Annotated in this window: 17 protein-coding genes; 6 read left to right on the forward strand and 11 right to left on the reverse strand. The window is 48.3% G+C overall.

Translation table 11 applies throughout. The features are described 5' to 3' along the window. Positions 1-15: 15 nt before the first annotated feature. From Q1A04_RS17190 to Q1A04_RS17215, 6 genes are all read right to left on the reverse strand, one after another. Positions 16-1299, reverse strand: coding sequence for an iron chelate uptake ABC transporter family permease subunit (locus tag Q1A04_RS17190; protein WP_299708438.1), 1284 nt, complete (start codon positions 1297-1299; stop codon positions 16-18). Between the two features lie 28 nt (positions 1300-1327). Then, positions 1328-2119 carry a metal ABC transporter ATP-binding protein gene (locus Q1A04_RS17195; RefSeq protein WP_299708440.1) on the reverse strand — a complete coding sequence of 264 codons (792 nt, stop codon included), beginning with the start codon at positions 2117-2119 and terminating at the stop codon, positions 1328-1330. Positions 2120-2131: 12 nt separating this feature from the next. After that, positions 2132-3070 (reverse strand): zinc ABC transporter substrate-binding protein, encoded by a 939-nt coding sequence (locus Q1A04_RS17200; RefSeq protein ID WP_299708442.1) that lies wholly within the window; start codon positions 3068-3070, stop codon positions 2132-2134. Position 3071: 1 nt separating this feature from the next. Next, on the reverse strand, positions 3072-3728 hold the full coding sequence (locus Q1A04_RS17205) for a metal-dependent transcriptional regulator (RefSeq protein ID WP_299708444.1): 657 nt from the start codon (positions 3726-3728) through the stop codon (positions 3072-3074). Between the two features lie 115 nt (positions 3729-3843). Further along, positions 3844-4842, reverse strand: coding sequence for a 3-oxoacyl-ACP synthase III family protein (locus Q1A04_RS17210; RefSeq protein WP_299708446.1), 999 nt, complete (start codon positions 4840-4842; stop codon positions 3844-3846). 90 nt (positions 4843-4932) lie between these two features. Continuing rightward, positions 4933-6066 (reverse strand): glycosyltransferase, encoded by a 1134-nt coding sequence (locus Q1A04_RS17215; protein WP_299708448.1) that lies wholly within the window; start codon positions 6064-6066, stop codon positions 4933-4935. Positions 6067-6117: 51 nt separating this feature from the next. On the opposite strand from Q1A04_RS17215, the gene Q1A04_RS17220 reads away from it, so the two are divergent. Then, a complete protein-coding gene (locus tag Q1A04_RS17220) occupies positions 6118-6930 on the forward strand; it encodes a 2,3,4,5-tetrahydropyridine-2,6-dicarboxylate N-succinyltransferase (protein ID WP_299708450.1) in 813 nt (270 codons plus the stop codon). A gap of 168 nt (positions 6931-7098) precedes the next feature. On the opposite strand, the gene Q1A04_RS17225 is transcribed toward Q1A04_RS17220, so the two are convergent. Next, complete coding sequence (locus tag Q1A04_RS17225; protein ID WP_299708452.1) at positions 7099-8004, reverse strand: 3-hydroxybutyryl-CoA dehydrogenase; 906 nt, start codon at positions 8002-8004, stop codon at positions 7099-7101. Positions 8005-8438: 434 nt separating this feature from the next. Between Q1A04_RS17225 and Q1A04_RS17230 the strand changes: the two genes are divergently transcribed. Continuing rightward, positions 8439-8591 (forward strand): lmo0937 family membrane protein, encoded by a 153-nt coding sequence (locus Q1A04_RS17230; protein WP_299708454.1) that lies wholly within the window; start codon positions 8439-8441, stop codon positions 8589-8591. Positions 8592-8659: 68 nt separating this feature from the next. Then, positions 8660-8809, forward strand: a complete 150-nt coding sequence (locus Q1A04_RS17235) for a lmo0937 family membrane protein (RefSeq protein WP_007660460.1) — start codon at positions 8660-8662, stop codon at positions 8807-8809. Positions 8810-8884: 75 nt separating this feature from the next. Here Q1A04_RS17235 and Q1A04_RS17240 read toward each other — a convergent pair whose 3' ends face one another. Both Q1A04_RS17240 and Q1A04_RS17245 read right to left on the reverse strand, forming a co-directional pair. Further along, entirely contained in the window at positions 8885-9568 is a 684-nt protein-coding gene (locus Q1A04_RS17240) for a hypothetical protein (RefSeq protein ID WP_299708467.1), read from the reverse strand. Positions 9569-9604: 36 nt separating this feature from the next. Then, the gene (locus tag Q1A04_RS17245) at positions 9605-11230 is read right to left on the reverse strand and encodes an ATP-binding cassette domain-containing protein (RefSeq protein WP_299708469.1); all 1626 of its coding nucleotides are present in this window, start codon (positions 11228-11230) and stop codon (positions 9605-9607) included. Between the two features lie 332 nt (positions 11231-11562). Between Q1A04_RS17245 and Q1A04_RS17250 the strand changes: the two genes are divergently transcribed. Then, positions 11563-12033, forward strand: coding sequence for a DUF4199 domain-containing protein (locus Q1A04_RS17250; RefSeq protein ID WP_299708471.1), 471 nt, complete (start codon positions 11563-11565; stop codon positions 12031-12033). 45 nt (positions 12034-12078) lie between these two features. Continuing rightward, on the forward strand, positions 12079-12537 hold the full coding sequence (locus Q1A04_RS17255) for a DUF4199 domain-containing protein (protein ID WP_299708473.1): 459 nt from the start codon (positions 12079-12081) through the stop codon (positions 12535-12537). 91 nt (positions 12538-12628) lie between these two features. Here the strand turns inward: Q1A04_RS17255 and Q1A04_RS17260 are convergent, their stop codons facing one another. Next, positions 12629-12859 carry a hypothetical protein gene (locus tag Q1A04_RS17260; RefSeq protein ID WP_299708475.1) on the reverse strand — a complete coding sequence of 77 codons (231 nt, stop codon included), beginning with the start codon at positions 12857-12859 and terminating at the stop codon, positions 12629-12631. Between the two features lie 311 nt (positions 12860-13170). Here Q1A04_RS17260 and Q1A04_RS17265 point away from each other — a divergent pair, with 311 nt between their 5' ends. Continuing rightward, entirely contained in the window at positions 13171-13572 is a 402-nt protein-coding gene (locus tag Q1A04_RS17265; RefSeq protein ID WP_299708477.1) for a hypothetical protein, read from the forward strand. A 76-nt stretch (positions 13573-13648) separates the two neighbouring features. Here the strand turns inward: Q1A04_RS17265 and Q1A04_RS17270 are convergent, their stop codons facing one another. Continuing rightward, on the reverse strand, positions 13649-14026 hold the full coding sequence (locus Q1A04_RS17270; RefSeq protein ID WP_299708479.1) for a hypothetical protein: 378 nt from the start codon (positions 14024-14026) through the stop codon (positions 13649-13651). Positions 14027-14260 lie beyond the last annotated feature (234 nt).

Below are 14260 nucleotides of genomic sequence, written 5' to 3' on the forward strand. Positions count from 1 at the left end.
CAACCTGTCCCTACATTACGGTATCCTTGCATGATGTGGGTCTAGGTCAGGGTAGTTGAGTTCTTCCAGTAGTTTTTGCTCTAGTTCCGGGGTGATGATGTGCTCGATGGTTTCGGCGTCTTCGTGCACGTGGTCGGAGGCCAGATTGACGTACTGGGTCAGGTATAGCTCCCAGAGTCGGTGTAGGCGTACCACCCGTCGGCCGCGCTTCTCTCCCTCAGTAGTCAGTAGCCAGCGTTTGTCCTCTTTCTTGAGGTAGCCTTGCCGCTTCAGTTTCTGCAAACCGCTAAGGGCTTCTTTCTTCGGAATATTACGGCGCTCCAGCAGTTCTTCTATGCTGCGGGCATTGCCATAGTCTTGCCGCAACTCTCCCAATTGGTAAAGCAGTTTAAGCAGGTTTTCTTCGAGTATGCGCGTCTTATTACGCCGTCGTCGCAAAATGCGGGCAATCCAGCCTCTTCCAGGAGCCAATGCAAACGACAGGATGGCGATCATCGAAACGATCAGCACGATCCAAGGGCCGGTGGGCATGGAAGGAGCGGTGTACGACACAAAGGCGCCTGCTACACCTGAAAAAGCCCCCATGAGGGCGGCCAGCACCAACATCACTTTGAGGTTCTCGGTCCAGAAGCGGGCCGCTGCGGCCGGCGTGATCAGCATGGCGGCCATCAGCACCACCCCAACCGCCTGTATACCTACCACCACGGCAAACACAGTGAGCGTAGTCAGCAAAAGCTCGAGTCCCCGCACCGGAAAGCCGATGGTTCGGGCATAGGCTTGATCAAAGCAGAGCAGTGTGAGTTCTTTGTAGAAAAAAATAACGGAGACCAGCAAGAGGACCGCCACTACACTAAAAATGATGAGGTCTTCGCCAATAAGGGAGGCCGCATTGCCGAACAGAAACTTATCGAGTCCGCTTTGCGCCGCATTGCCGGATTGCTGTATGGAAGTAAGCAGCAGGATGCCGATGCCGAAAAATACTGACAGCACCAGTCCGATAGCCGTGTCTTCCTTGATGCGGGAGCGAGAGGTAATGTAGTCGATGACAACGAGCGAAAGCCAGCCCGTGACAAAAGCACCGATCAGCAGGATAAGTGGGTTTTTGGTGCCGGAAAGGATGAAAGCCAAACAGACGCCCGGCAGCACGGCATGCGCCACAGCATCGCCTACCAGCGCTCTTTTCCGAAGCAGCGTAAAACAGCCCACCACCGCCGAACTGGCCGCCAGCAGCACAGAGCCCAGCGTCACATAACGTATGTTAGCGTCTGCAAACGAGAAAAACTCCAGAAAGTCCTGCATTTTTTTAAATGGCTAGATGGTTTAATGGTTAACCCTTCTCTCTTGCCGGGAATTCCTGTTTGCGCAGGAGGTCACCGACTTTGGAGAGGAGGGTGAGTTTGCCGCCGTAGGTTTGCTCCAGTAGCTCTTGGTTCAGTACCTGTTCGGTAGGGCCGGATGCGACCAGTCGCATGTTGAGGAGCACTACCCAGTCAAAATACTCCGAGGCCGATTGCAGGTCGTGGTGTACGACGATCACCGTCTTGCCTTGGTCGCGCATCTGGCGTAGAAGCTCAATGATGGCGGTCTCCGTGGCGATGTCTACGCCCGCAAAAGGCTCGTCCATAAAGTATATGTCAGCGTTCTGGGCCAATGCTCTCGCCAGAAATACCCGCTGTTGCTGCCCACCGGAGAGTTGCGAGATCTGTCGGTCGGCGAAGCTTTGCATGCCTACTTTCTCCAAGGCTTCCATGGCAGCGTCTTTGTCGGCTTTGCGCGGACGCTTGAACAGACCCATCTGGCCATACCTGCCCATCAACACCACATCGAACACGGAGGCCGGAAAGTCCCAGTCCACGGACTCGCGCTGGGGCACGTAACTGATGCGGCTGTATACCTGTTTCAAGGGTTGGTCAAAAATGCGCACGTACCCACTACTCGGTGGAAGCAGGTTCATCATTGCCTTGATCAAGGTAGACTTACCGGCTCCATTAGGGCCAATAACCCCCACGAGTGCACCGGCAGGCAGTGTCAGGTCAATGCCCCACAGCACAGGCTTGCGGTCGTAACTCACCGTCAGGTCGTGTACTTCTACTACTGGATTCTCTACTTGAAGTATCATATGTTATCCTTCTTATTTTAAAGAAGATACAATCGTATTTGTGTTATGCCGCACCATGCCCAAGTAAGTACCTTCCGGTGTGCCAGCATCCCCCATGGCATCCGAATAAAGCGTGCCGCCGATCAGTACGTTGTGCCCTCTTTTCTTGCTGCCTTGTACCACGGCCTCAATGGCTTTCGGTGAAACCGAAGACTCCACGAACACCGCTCTGATATTGTTCGCCACGATGAACTTGACCAAAGAGGAAACATCCTGCAAACCAAACTCCGACAGCGTAGAAATGCCTTGCAGACCTCGTACCTCGATGTCGTAGGCATTGCCGTAATAGCCAAAAGCATCGTGTGCTGTTATGAGTATGCGTTGTCTCTCCGGTATTGTAGCGATCGCGGCTTTGGTCTCATTGTGCAGGGCAGAAAGCTTTTGCAGATAAGCTTCTGACTGTGCTTGGTAGACGGCGGCATTTTGCGGATCTTTCTTTTGCAGCTCACTACTGATATGCTGTACCACCTTCATCCAGAGTGACACATCAAACCACACGTGCGGATCATAGCTGTTTTCGTACTCGGTTGAGTTAAGCAATTCGGTTTCAGGTATACCGCCTGTCGCTGCCAGCACGGTTTTGTAACGGCTCAGTTTCTCCAGCACTTCTCCCATTTTGCCCTCCAGATGCAAACCGTTGTAGATGATCACATCGGCTTCGGTGAGCTTGTTCAGGTCGCCCTGTGTTGCCTTGTAAAGGTGTGGGTCCACACCGCTGCCCATGATGGCATCGACCTCCGCTGCATCCCCCACAATGTTCGCCACGGCATCGCCCAGCATACCAGTTGTGGTCACGATCCGCATGCGCTGCCCCGGTGCCACCTCGCCCCGCGAATCCACCTGCGTACAGGAGGTACTCATCAGCGTGAATGTCAACAGCCAACAGAGTATGGAAATAGGGGAGGACTTCATATCAGGCGGAAAGGAAAATGTTGCGGGCCACCTCACTAGAAACCACAAGGTTCTTTTTGTTTTCCAGATTGATTTCTAAGGAGTTGTCGTATGGGATCTTGTCAATTACTTTAATCTTGGCGCCAAGGTATATCCCCATTTTGTCGAGGTACTGTAGGAAGAGGGGCTGCGAGTCGTTTACTCCGACTACAATGCCGGCACTGTTCACTTCCATGTCAGCCAGCAGCTTCTGTTGCTTCACATTCATTTCACCGTCCTCCGAAGGAATCGGATCACCATGCGGATCGAACTTGGGATAGCCCAGAAACTCGTCGAGCCGCTTGATGAGCAGATCAGAGTTGATGTGTTCTAGTTCTTCGGCTACCTCATGCACCTCGTCCCAGTTGAATTTAAGCTTCTCCACCAGAAACACCTCCCAGAGCCGATGCTTTCGGATGATTTGCAAAGCCACTCGTTCTCCTTTTTGGGTGAGGGTCACGCCCCGGTACTTCACGTAATCGGCTATACCTTTGGCGCTGAGCTTGCGCAGCATGTCCGTCACCGAGGCCGCCTTGGTGTCCAGCGCCTCGGCAATGGCATTGGTGTTGACCTCTTGCGAGCCGTTGTCAGATAGCTTGTAAATAGCCTTTATGTAGTTCTCTTCAGTAAAGCTGTGCACTTTTTCAGTTAACAGTTAGCAGTAATCAGTAAACATTTAGCAGTGATCAGTAAACAATAAAGAGTTATCAAGGATTATTCAGAGATAACTGAATACTGTTCACTGATAACTGTAACTACCATCTAATAAGCGCGGAGGCCCACGTGAAGCCTGAGCCGAAAGCGGCCATGCAAACGAGGTCACCTTCTTTGATGCGACCTTCCTGTACGGCTTCGCTCAAAGCAATCGGTACGGAGGCGGCGGTAGTGTTACCGTACTTGTGGATGTTGCTCATTACTTTCTCAGCTGGTAAGCCCATCTTCTGTTGGATGTAGGAGGTGATGCGCAAATTGGCCTGATGGGGTATAAGCATGTCTACATCAGATGGCTTATATCCGTTCTTGTTAAGTGCTTCTTCAATCACTTCCGGGAAGCGTGTCACGGCGTGTTTGAACACTTGGTTGCCATTCATGTAAGGGTATATCGTTCCCTCGTCAATCATCTCATGCGTTAAGCGGTCTTTTTTGGTGCTGCCCGGATCAATCACGGCCAGTTCTTCTGCAAACTCACCGTCGGCATGCAAGTGCGTGGACAAAATGCCGCGCTCTGTGCTTTCAGAAGGGGTGAGTACTACCGCGCCGGCACCGTCTCCGAATATCACTGACACGTTTCGGCCACGGGTAGAGAAGTCGAGACCGTTAGAGTGGATCTCAGAGCCTACCACCAGTATGTTGTCGTACATACCCGTTTTGATGAACTGATCAGCTACCGAGAGCGCGTAAACGAAGCCAGAGCACTGGTTGCGCACATCCAACGCCGGAATCTCTTTCAGACCCATCTCGCGCTGCATCAACACGCCAGAACCCGGGAACACATAATCTGGGCTAAGGGTGGCGAACACGATCATATCCACGTCCTCTGGCTTTAGGCCAGCCATTTCAAGGGCTTTCATAGAGGCTTTGGCGCCCATATTGGAGGTGGTGTCTTTGCCTTCCTGAAAATAGCGACGCTCTTTGATACCCGTCCGCTCTTGGATCCATTCATCAGAAGTATCCATCAGTTTTTCGAGATCCTTATTGGTCACCACCTTTTCAGGTACGTAATGGCCTACGCCGGCTATCTTTGAATTTCGCATAGTATAAGGTTTAGCTTTACAAATATACTGATTTATAACGAATTTAGATTCGTCTAAAAATTAATTTTAATTATCTTTAATCTCTCTTCCTTATTTAGTCAGAAGATCCTGCACAAGTGCTAAGAGCTTTTCTTCTTCGCTCTGCCAGAAGATATCATCCGGTATACCTTGAGCATAGAAGCGCATTGACAGCAGCTGTTTATATAAGACAGGAACATCCACAGTTCTGAAATCGATGGACAGGCCGGCCCCGCTTCCCTCTACTATGCCTTGCCACAAAGGGTTTTGCTGTATGAGGGTCGGCAGAGCATGCGCCATGTATTCGTAGTGTTTGGTAGGAATACAACGGAAGGTGCTGGCATTGGGGCGGTAAGGTAAAAGTCCGATATGACTTTCGCCCATTTTCTCTAAAATAAGCCTGTGCGGTACGAGCCTATCGCCTCCTATCAACTCGACAAAGGGTAGCTTCTGGCAGGCTGCTTGCAGCCGATCCCATGTCTGGGCGTTGGCGCAGTAACCGATAATGGTGAGCTGAACGGCAGTATTAAGCGCATGGAGTCTCTCGACGAGCGCTATTGCTTCCCATACGCCGTATTCCTCCGCAATGGTGCCGCTGTAAAGCAAGCGCAGCGGACCCTCAGTAGGTATGGCTACCGGGGTGTCCGGTATAATTTGGTTGCTGGGAGCTTTGTACTTGTTCTCGATAAAGGTATAGCGACCCTGCACGAAAGGAAGCTCCTCAGCATAACTGCGCTCGGCTAGGAGAAAGTGGTCAATACCGTTGGCGGTCAGTTTCTCAAAGCCACGCACACCAAAAGCCATTAGGTGCTTTAGTCCTTGGCTGTAGTTGTGTTGCGCCCGCAGGTTCAGGCTGTAGTTTTCCTGCACATCATAGACTAAGTCACACTTGTATTTCTGTTTGTATAGATAGCTAACTAAAAGTAACTCATGGGTGCTAACGATAATAAGTTCAGGTTTTACTTGAAGTAATAGCTGGTAGTAATCATACTGCGCCTTTGCCCTCCCAAGGCTCAATCTTTTAAAACTAAAGATAGGATGGAAGCTAATGTTGTGAGGTGCGTTTTCGGGTATGGGTGCTTCGTAAGCGCAAATGTGCACGTAAGAGCCGGGTAGCTTGCTGATGGTCACCCCTAGCTTTTCATATAGGCGAGTGTCATTTATGGGCTTCAAGAGTGAAGCTATCAGGATTCTCTTTTCAGACATCGCCTAAATTTAATACTTTTGCGCTTTGATTCTTATAAAACGAAAAATAGTATGGCACTACAGCAGATAATAGAGTCAGCTTGGGAAAACCGTGAGCTGCTTAAAGAACAGAATACCGTAGAGGCGATCCGCGCCGTGATCGAAGAGCTTGACAAAGGTCGTCTGCGTGTGGCAGAGCCCGCGGGTGATGATTGGAAAGTGAACGAGTGGGTGAAAAAGGCAGTGCTAATGTACTTCCCGATCCAAGCCATGAAGACGATCGAAGTAGGTCCTTTCGAGTTTCATGACAAGATTGCCCTTAAAAAGAACTATGCCGAGCTGGGCGTGCGCGTAGTGCCTCATGCCGTGGCCCGCTATGGCGCCTACTTGGCAAAAGGCGTGATCATGATGCCGTCTTATGTAAACATAGGCGCTTATGTGGAAGAAGGCACGATGGTCGATACATGGGCTACTGTGGGCAGCTGCGCGCAGGTAGGCAAGCACGTGCACCTGAGCGGTGGCGTGGGCCTAGGAGGTGTTCTAGAGCCTGTGCAGGCTGCGCCTGTAATTATCGAAGACGGAGCCTTTATCGGTTCTAGAAGCATTCTGGTGGAAGGCTGCCGTATTGGCAAAGAAGCAGTAATCGGTGCGGGCGTGACCATTACGGGCAGTTCCAAGATCATCGACGTGACAGGTTCAGAACCAAAAGAATACAAAGGCTATGTACCGCCGCGTGCCGTGGTAATCCCGGGTTCCTATACCAAGAAGTTCCCAGGTGGTGACTTCCAAGTACCGTGCGCCCTGATCATCGGTCAGCGCAAAGAGAGTACTGACCTAAAAACCTCCCTGAACGACGCCTTGCGCGAGAATGCAGTAGCAGTCTAGACAGTTATCAATAAACAGTAAGCAATTATTGATGAATGATTATCAGTTTACAGATTAGGGTAATTGCTCTCTAGTCTCAATACAAAAGAAAGCCCCGGTTCCAAAGAGCCGGGGCTTTCTTATTTGTTAACTGGTTACTGATAATTGTTAACTGATAACTGTTTACTGTTAACTGAAATGCTGTTTTTTCTTAAAGCGGTCTGCCACGATCAGTTCTTTGGTGCCGTGTGTCCAAGAATAGAAGCCCTGTCCCGATTTAGCGCCTTTGTGACCGGCCTGTACCATGTTCACCAATAGTGGGCAAGGAGCGTATTTCGGGTTGCCGAAACCGTCGTGCAGCACGTTTAAGATGGAAAGGCAAACATCCAGACCGATAAAGTCAGCCAGTTGTAGTGGTCCCATTGGGTGGGCCATGCCTAGTTTCATGATCGTGTCGATTTCCTCCACACCGGCCACACCTTCATATAAGGAGTAGATTGCCTCATTGATCATTGGCATCAGGATGCGGTTGGCCACGAAGCCCGGGTAGTCGTTGCACTCGGTAGGCACTTTGCCCAGTTGCAGCGACATGTCCATTACCTGCGTCGTCACCTCGTCAGAAGTAGAGTAGCCGCGTATGATTTCAACCAGTTTCATTACTGGCACCGGATTCATAAAGTGCATGCCAATTACCTTGTCCGGACGGTTAGTCACAGAGGCTATCTTGGTGATGGAGATAGAAGAGGTGTTGCTAGCTAGGATAGCCTCTGGCTTGGCAAACGAGTCGAGGTCTTTGAAAATCTTCAGTTTCAGGTCCACGTTCTCAGTCGCCGCCTCCACAACAAGGTCAGCCTCCTGCACGCCTTCCTGCATATTCGTATAGGTAGTGATATGGCTCAGCGTTTTCTCTTTTTGCTCTTCCGTTAAGTTGCCTTTGGCGATAATGCGGTCGAGGTTCTTGGAGATGGTGGCTAGCGCTTTATTGAGCGCTTCCTCTGAAATATCAATTAATGAAACAGAAAAGCCATTTTGAGCAAAAACATGGGCAATGCCATTGCCCATGGTGCCGGAACCGATAACTGCTATTTTTTTCATAGAGATGTATGCTGTAGTTAAAAATCCATTACAAAGCTAACAGAATTCAGGCAAACATAGGATTTAAAAATGTTTCTCTTGGAAGACTTCAATTTTAATAGGGAGGTGTTTGGTCAGAGAATACTTCTAGGCAGTTTGTATAGCTAATATTCTATACCAAATTATAGAAGACAATTCAAGAAACATAAGTTTATTCGATAAGGCTGTTAATCAAGAGAATAAGCGTGTAATTGTATGCCCATATATGAAGTGGAATAAATATAAATCAGATAAAATATACAAAAAAATGCGATTATATAAATCCTTCTAAGTAATAGGCGCGTAAAAAGCATAAAACAAAAAAATGCAAAGTCAGTTTTTAGGCTGGCGTTGGAAGCAAAGCAGAAGGCTTTGCGTTCATTGCAACAAAAAGGAGAAATTAAATCTAAACAACTATGGGAAATTTACTGTATATCATAGCCGTTGTGCTTGTGATCTTTTGGCTGATCGGATTCCTCGGATTCCCTGACGCTGTTGGTGGTATTATCCACGTACTTTTAGTGCTCGCTGTCATTGCAGTTGTGCTGCGATTGATACGAGGTGTTTAACCTATATAGCAGAACTACGTTAGATAGGGTATTAGATCAAATTTTGAAAAACAAAAATATTTAAAACTATGGGAAATTTATTGTATATCATAGCCGTTGTGCTTGTAATCTTTTGGCTAATCGGATTCCTAGGATTCCCTGATGCCGTTGGTGGATTGATTCACATTCTATTGGTGATCGCCGTGATCGTGGTACTGCTACGACTCATACGCGGTTGATAGACGTATACTTAAAAAAAAGGGCTGCAAAGAAATTTGCAGCCCTTTTTTGTGTTTGTGCCTTACGACTCTTTGCTATCTTCTGAAAGGAAAACTGAAGCCCGCTCTAATAACCGGATTAGAATAAGGAGACGGGTTGGTGTCGTTGAAGTTATACAGCAGAAGAATATCCGCTGCTCCTCTTTCTCCAATTTTTTGACGGTAACCAAGTCCAGCCATCGGTATGCCTTTTGAAATACGAGCCTTCTCGAGTGGTCCTGTACTATGGTTTTGATATAAATATTCTACGCTCAGCTGCTCATATTCAGCATGAATCAGAAAGTTGTTGAAAACTTGTTGCTGTGCAAAGAAACGCGCCCCGTAGTTGTGTAGGCTCCTTGCCACGTAGCGCTGATAATGGTAAACTCCACCTATCCCGAGCCAAAACGTTTCAGTGGCCCGGAAGCCTAGCACCGGTAGCAAAGAGACATTAGTAAAGGTGCCAAACTGAAGCCCGAAACTGCCTCCCCAAAACATGCGGTCCAGTAGGGCTTGGGGCTCCTCCTCGCCGGGGCGCACTACCTGTGGCCGAATCACCTCCGGTTGAGGTTGTGGCTGCACCACGCGCGGCTGACGCTGCTGCTGTGGCTCTACGGTGGGGCCTGTGGGCAGTTCACGTTTACGGCGCACCGTATCAGGTTCGGTTTGGGCCATGGCGGCTGTGCTCCCCAAAAGGCAGCACAGCACCAGTATAAAGCAAAGGCTAAAGCGTAGCGGCATATCTTGATTGGTTACAGGTTGTCGCAGACTTATACGCTATACCTTTTCAGTGGCGTACATTTTTTTGCGGAGTTCTTTTATATTGGCATCCGACAGGTACTCTTCGTAACCCATACGCTTGTCAATGATGCCGCCCGGTGTCAGTTCAATGATACGGTTGGCGATCGTGTCAACAAACTGTAAGTCGTGCGAAGAGAAGAGGATGGTTCCGTCAAAGTCACGCAGTGAGTTATTGAGTGCCGTAATAGACTCCAGATCCAAGTGATTGGTCGGCTCGTCGAACACCAGCACGTTGCCAGACTGCAGCATCATGCGCGAAAACATGCAGCGCACTTTCTCACCACCTGACAGTACATTGGCTTTCTTGAGCGACTCTTCTCCTGAGAAGAGCATACGGCCTAGGAAACCACGGATAAAGCTTTCGTCTTTCTCAACAGAGTACTGACGCAGCCAGTCTACTAGATTAAGGTCTGTGTCGAAGAACTCTTGGTTATCTTTCGGGAAGAAAGAGGAGGTGATTGTCGTGCCCCATTTAAACTCACCGCTGTCTGCCTGCTCTTCTTCAAACAGTATCTTAAAGAAAGTAGAGGCGGCAATGTCGTTACGACCGATTACGGCGATCTTGTCGCCCTTGTCCATCATAAAGCTGATGTTGGTGAAGATTGGCTGTCCGTCGATAGACTTGCTCAGGTTCTCCACGTGCAGAATCTGGTTACCTGCCTCACGCTCTGGCTTAAAGGCGATGTAAGGGTATTTACGAGATGAAGGCTGAATGTCCTCCACCGTTAGTTTCTCGAGCAGTTTGGCACGGGAAGTCGCCTGCTTCGACTTAGAGGCGTTGGCGCTGAAGCGACGGATGAACTCTTCAAGTTCCTTGCGCTTGTCTTCTGTCTTTTTGTTGGCGTCAGTACGCTGTTTCAAAGCCAGCTGACTCGACTGGTACCAGAAACCGTAGTTACCTGCAAACATCTTGATCTTACCGAAGTCAATGTCGGCCACGTGCGTACACACCGCGTCTAGGAAGTGGCGGTCGTGCGATACCACGATCACCGTGTTCTGGAAATTATCGAGGAAGTTCTCCAACCACATAATGGATTCAGCGTCCAAGTGGTTGGTCGGTTCGTCGAGCAACAGAATATCCGGGTTACCAAAGAGGGCCTGTGCCAAGAGCACGCGAACCTTCTCGCTACCGCTCAGATCTTTCATGAGGGCATAGTGCAGGTCTTCGCTGATGCCAAGACCACTCAGGAGTTCGGCAGCCTCATACTCGGCATTCCAGCCTTCCAGATCGGCAAACTCGCCTTCCAGTTCTGCGGCTCGCACACCGTCTTCTTCCGAGAAGTCAGCTTTGGCATAGATTGCATCTTTCTCCTGCATGATATCGAACAGGCGCTTGTGGCCCATGATCACGGTTTGGAGTACCGGGAATTCGTCGTACTCGAAGTGGTTCTGCTTGAGCACGGCTAGACGGGCATTGGCCGGGATTTCTACCGTGCCGGTGTTTGGGTCAATTTCTCCGGAGAGTATTTTCAGAAAAGTCGACTTGCCCGCGCCGTTGGCCCCAATAAGGCCATAGCAGTTTCCGGGTAAAAACTTGATGGTGACTTCGTCAAACAGAGTACGCTTGCCATAGGACAGGCTTACATTGTTGGTGCTGATCATAGATAGCTGTTAATGAGTATGTAAAACGATTGCGGTGCAAAAATAAGAAATAAAAACCGTCTTTTTTTCAAATTGCTGTAAACCAAAGGCTAAGCAGGGATTAGGAGCCCGTTAATTCCTTTGAAATGAAGCGCTTCGGAATAGTGGAGGAAAAATTTATGCTGCAAATCACAACGCCACGCCACTTTCTCGAGTATATTGATTTAATTATATACGGCAGATTACACCTGCTTTGCGGATCACATCGAGTAATGTGTCCCGTTTTATAACCATCCGTGCAGCTAATCTGTTCATTTTTAAAAACGAAGGATTATTACAAAATCAGTAAACATATGGCACTATCTAAAATCACCTATCAAAAGGTATCTCTAAAATATGGTATTTTCGTCGGTATAGCACACGTTATTTTCTTCTTGGTAATGCGCTTGCTCAACCTGCAGAACAGGGTGGAGCTTTCGTTTCTGAGCGGACTGTTCCTTGTGATAGGTATAGCGGTGGCCATTGCCAATTTCAAGAAGGCAAAGGGCGGTACGATCAACTACTTTCAGGGCTTGGCGATCGGAGCGACAACCGGTGTGGTTTCCTCCACTATTCTGGCGCTGTTCTTGGTGATTTACGTTACCACGCTCGACACAGCATATCTGGCTAGTTTGCAGTCAAGCTCCTTGTTCCCCGTAAGTCTTTCAGTATTGTCGCTGTTTGTGCTTACGATCATCTATGGCACCATTCCGGGTTTTATTATTTCCTTTGTGGCCATGCAATGGTTCAAACGCGCTGACCATACCGTTCCGGAGCGCATCTAATCTAGCCTTACCTTAAAACATACTCATCATTCACCCACTATACCTATGGAAAAAATTGGCCTGAAGTATGGCCTGTTCACGGCACTCGGACTTATCGGATATTTTTTGCTCATGAAGATCATCGGTCTTGAGCAGATCATAGAGCTTCGCTTTCTCAACGGCGTAATCATGGCGATAGGGGTAACCTTGGCCATAAAAGGCTTTAAGGATAGCAAGAATGGGCAGATCGGTTATTTTCAAGGGCTTGGCGCAGGTATCATTACCTCTGCGCTTGCCACTGTTATTTTTGCTGTTTTTATGGTTGTTTATATCAAGGCATTCGACGATAACCTGCTACAGGTATTGGCTGGCGAACAGTTCTTTGGCGATCGTATGACGATCACTCCGGGCATAGTCATTTTTATGGTGCTCATGCTGGAAGGTATAATATCAGGGTTCATGGTGTCGTTCATCGCCATGCAGTGGTTTAAGCGACGCGATCACAAAGTTCCCGGCAGTCCTTGAGTTATCGCGCAATTAGGAACTCAACATAATTAAAAAGAGAGGCGGCCCGAAATTTTCGGGCCGCCTCTCTTTTTAATTTATATGTTTTCGGTCAGTTCACCAGATTGTCTGGTCGCTGTATGATTTGTACAACTACTTCATGTAAGTCTCCTTCTTCATCTTTTAGTTTATAGATCACCATGGGGTTGTCTGCATCGTGAACAGGGGTGATATTGATTACTTTGCCAGATGCCAGTTTATCTTCGAGCTGCGGTGCAAGGTCCTGAAAAGCTTTGGCAAAGTTTACTTCGAGAGAACTGGGATTATAATATTTAGTTTTCATTGTTTTTTCACTTTGTATGGAGGGAGCCGCTTTTGCGGAGCCGGGAGCCACTGTTAAAAATACTATTTAAGGGGTGTTTTCCTTGTATACTGTTCTGAGGTGCCTTAGTTGCGATATAGGATGTTTTGAATGTAAGTTGTTTTTATAGTTTAATACTATTTTAGAATATTTCTATTAATGCTAAATATTCGGTTTTGTGTATTATAAGAAAAATATAAAAAATATGCTATTAATCGCATAACCAATGTTATATAAATCCGTTCATAAGCCTATAATGCTTAAACCCGCTAATAGCGGATTATATAAACACCATGAAACGATTTTTACCCTTATTAATAATACTTGGCTTGGCTGCCGAAATGGCGCAGGCGCAGCGGTTGAGAGAGGCGGATGACCAACTTGACAAGATGGTACTGGCCTTGGAGTTGAGCGGGCCTCAGATGGCGATTTTGGAAATGAAGCGTGAACTGAAGCTGAACGAGGAGCAGCTTATGCAAGTAGAGCTCTTGAACGAAGAACGATTCCAGCGCATGACGGAAGCCCAAATGGCGACGGAAGATCCGCTGCAGTTGCAGCGATCCTACAGAGAAATACAGGTGGAGCTCGACAAAGTGATGGCAGGCATTCTGAATGAAGGCCAGCTGAAACACTATTTAGAGTTGGAAGGCCGGCAGCATGTGAATTTGCTAACAGGAAAAGAAGATGATGAATAGAAAAACACGTAACGATATGAACAGCAATAGCCCGGTTTACGCCGGGCTATTGTTGTTTTAGGCGGGTTGCTCTAGGTTAGATAGGGCGAAGGTAGGTGATCTCACTGACCTTGCTCAGGGCGTTGAACCGCACTTCAGCCCGATTTGCTTCTGATAGTTTATTCCGTTCGCTGCAGTGTGCCCCGGGCTCTAGATAATAGATGAAAACCCGCTGGCCACGGCGCATTAACTGTTCCGCATCCGGCTTACCCAAGATATCTTTAATATCCGCTTCAGGACGTCCGTAGAGGTCACGTCTTACACCTTCAAAATCAGCTATCATTTGGCTCCGCTGGTTTTGGCAACCCTTCTTGTCTTGTTTCCATTTGGTGCTGTCAAATCCATCCAGACGGGTTGGCTCAGAACAGGCTAGGAACAGGGGCAGTAAGAGGCCAAGCAAAAAATACTTTTTCATATCGCAATTTCTTACTTCAAAATTGCAGCATCCGGCCTTTGCATACAAGCATTTCTTTTACTTTAATAGGAAGGCGGGTGGGGCCTTGCGAAATTTTATTGGCTTTGAGTGCACTAAGTGGCAGGGGCATATGCGTTTAACTTTAAAAGGTGGCGGCAGATGGCTGCATGAAAACAAACCTATTGGACTAAAACCGGGTGGTGGGAACGATTTTTGTGTTTTTCCCTGTTAGTA

It is taken from the genome of uncultured Pontibacter sp. (assembly GCF_947499215.1).
GTDB lineage: Bacteria > Bacteroidota > Bacteroidia > Cytophagales > Hymenobacteraceae > Pontibacter.

What these genes read in the sequence shown, in the direction of transcription:
- Q1A04_RS17220 (WP_299708450.1), top strand. Translation starts at nt 6,118, where the DNA reads ATGGCACTACAGCAGATAATAGAGTCAGCTTGGGAAAACCGTGAGCTG.
- Q1A04_RS17245 (WP_299708469.1), bottom strand. Translation starts at nt 11,230, where the DNA reads ATGATCAGCACCAACAATGTAAGCCTGTCCTATGGCAAGCGTACTCTG.
- Q1A04_RS17230 (WP_299708454.1), top strand. Translation starts at nt 8,439, where the DNA reads ATGGGAAATTTACTGTATATCATAGCCGTTGTGCTTGTGATCTTTTGG.
- Q1A04_RS17200 (WP_299708442.1), bottom strand. Translation starts at nt 3,070, where the DNA reads ATGAAGTCCTCCCCTATTTCCATACTCTGTTGGCTGTTGACATTCACG.
- Q1A04_RS17225 (WP_299708452.1), bottom strand. Translation starts at nt 8,004, where the DNA reads ATGAAAAAAATAGCAGTTATCGGTTCCGGCACCATGGGCAATGGCATT.
- Q1A04_RS17215 (WP_299708448.1), bottom strand. Translation starts at nt 6,066, where the DNA reads ATGTCTGAAAAGAGAATCCTGATAGCTTCACTCTTGAAGCCCATAAAT.
- Q1A04_RS17210 (WP_299708446.1), bottom strand. Translation starts at nt 4,842, where the DNA reads ATGCGAAATTCAAAGATAGCCGGCGTAGGCCATTACGTACCTGAAAAG.
- Q1A04_RS17250 (WP_299708471.1), top strand. Translation starts at nt 11,563, where the DNA reads ATGGCACTATCTAAAATCACCTATCAAAAGGTATCTCTAAAATATGGT.
- Q1A04_RS17260 (WP_299708475.1), bottom strand. Translation starts at nt 12,859, where the DNA reads ATGAAAACTAAATATTATAATCCCAGTTCTCTCGAAGTAAACTTTGCC.
- Q1A04_RS17190 (WP_299708438.1), bottom strand. Translation starts at nt 1,299, where the DNA reads ATGCAGGACTTTCTGGAGTTTTTCTCGTTTGCAGACGCTAACATACGT.
- Q1A04_RS17240 (WP_299708467.1), bottom strand. Translation starts at nt 9,568, where the DNA reads ATGCCGCTACGCTTTAGCCTTTGCTTTATACTGGTGCTGTGCTGCCTT.
- Q1A04_RS17265 (WP_299708477.1), top strand. Translation starts at nt 13,171, where the DNA reads ATGAAACGATTTTTACCCTTATTAATAATACTTGGCTTGGCTGCCGAA.
- Q1A04_RS17235 (WP_007660460.1), top strand. Translation starts at nt 8,660, where the DNA reads ATGGGAAATTTATTGTATATCATAGCCGTTGTGCTTGTAATCTTTTGG.
- Q1A04_RS17255 (WP_299708473.1), top strand. Translation starts at nt 12,079, where the DNA reads ATGGAAAAAATTGGCCTGAAGTATGGCCTGTTCACGGCACTCGGACTT.
- Q1A04_RS17270 (WP_299708479.1), bottom strand. Translation starts at nt 14,026, where the DNA reads ATGAAAAAGTATTTTTTGCTTGGCCTCTTACTGCCCCTGTTCCTAGCC.
- Q1A04_RS17195 (WP_299708440.1), bottom strand. Translation starts at nt 2,119, where the DNA reads ATGATACTTCAAGTAGAGAATCCAGTAGTAGAAGTACACGACCTGACG.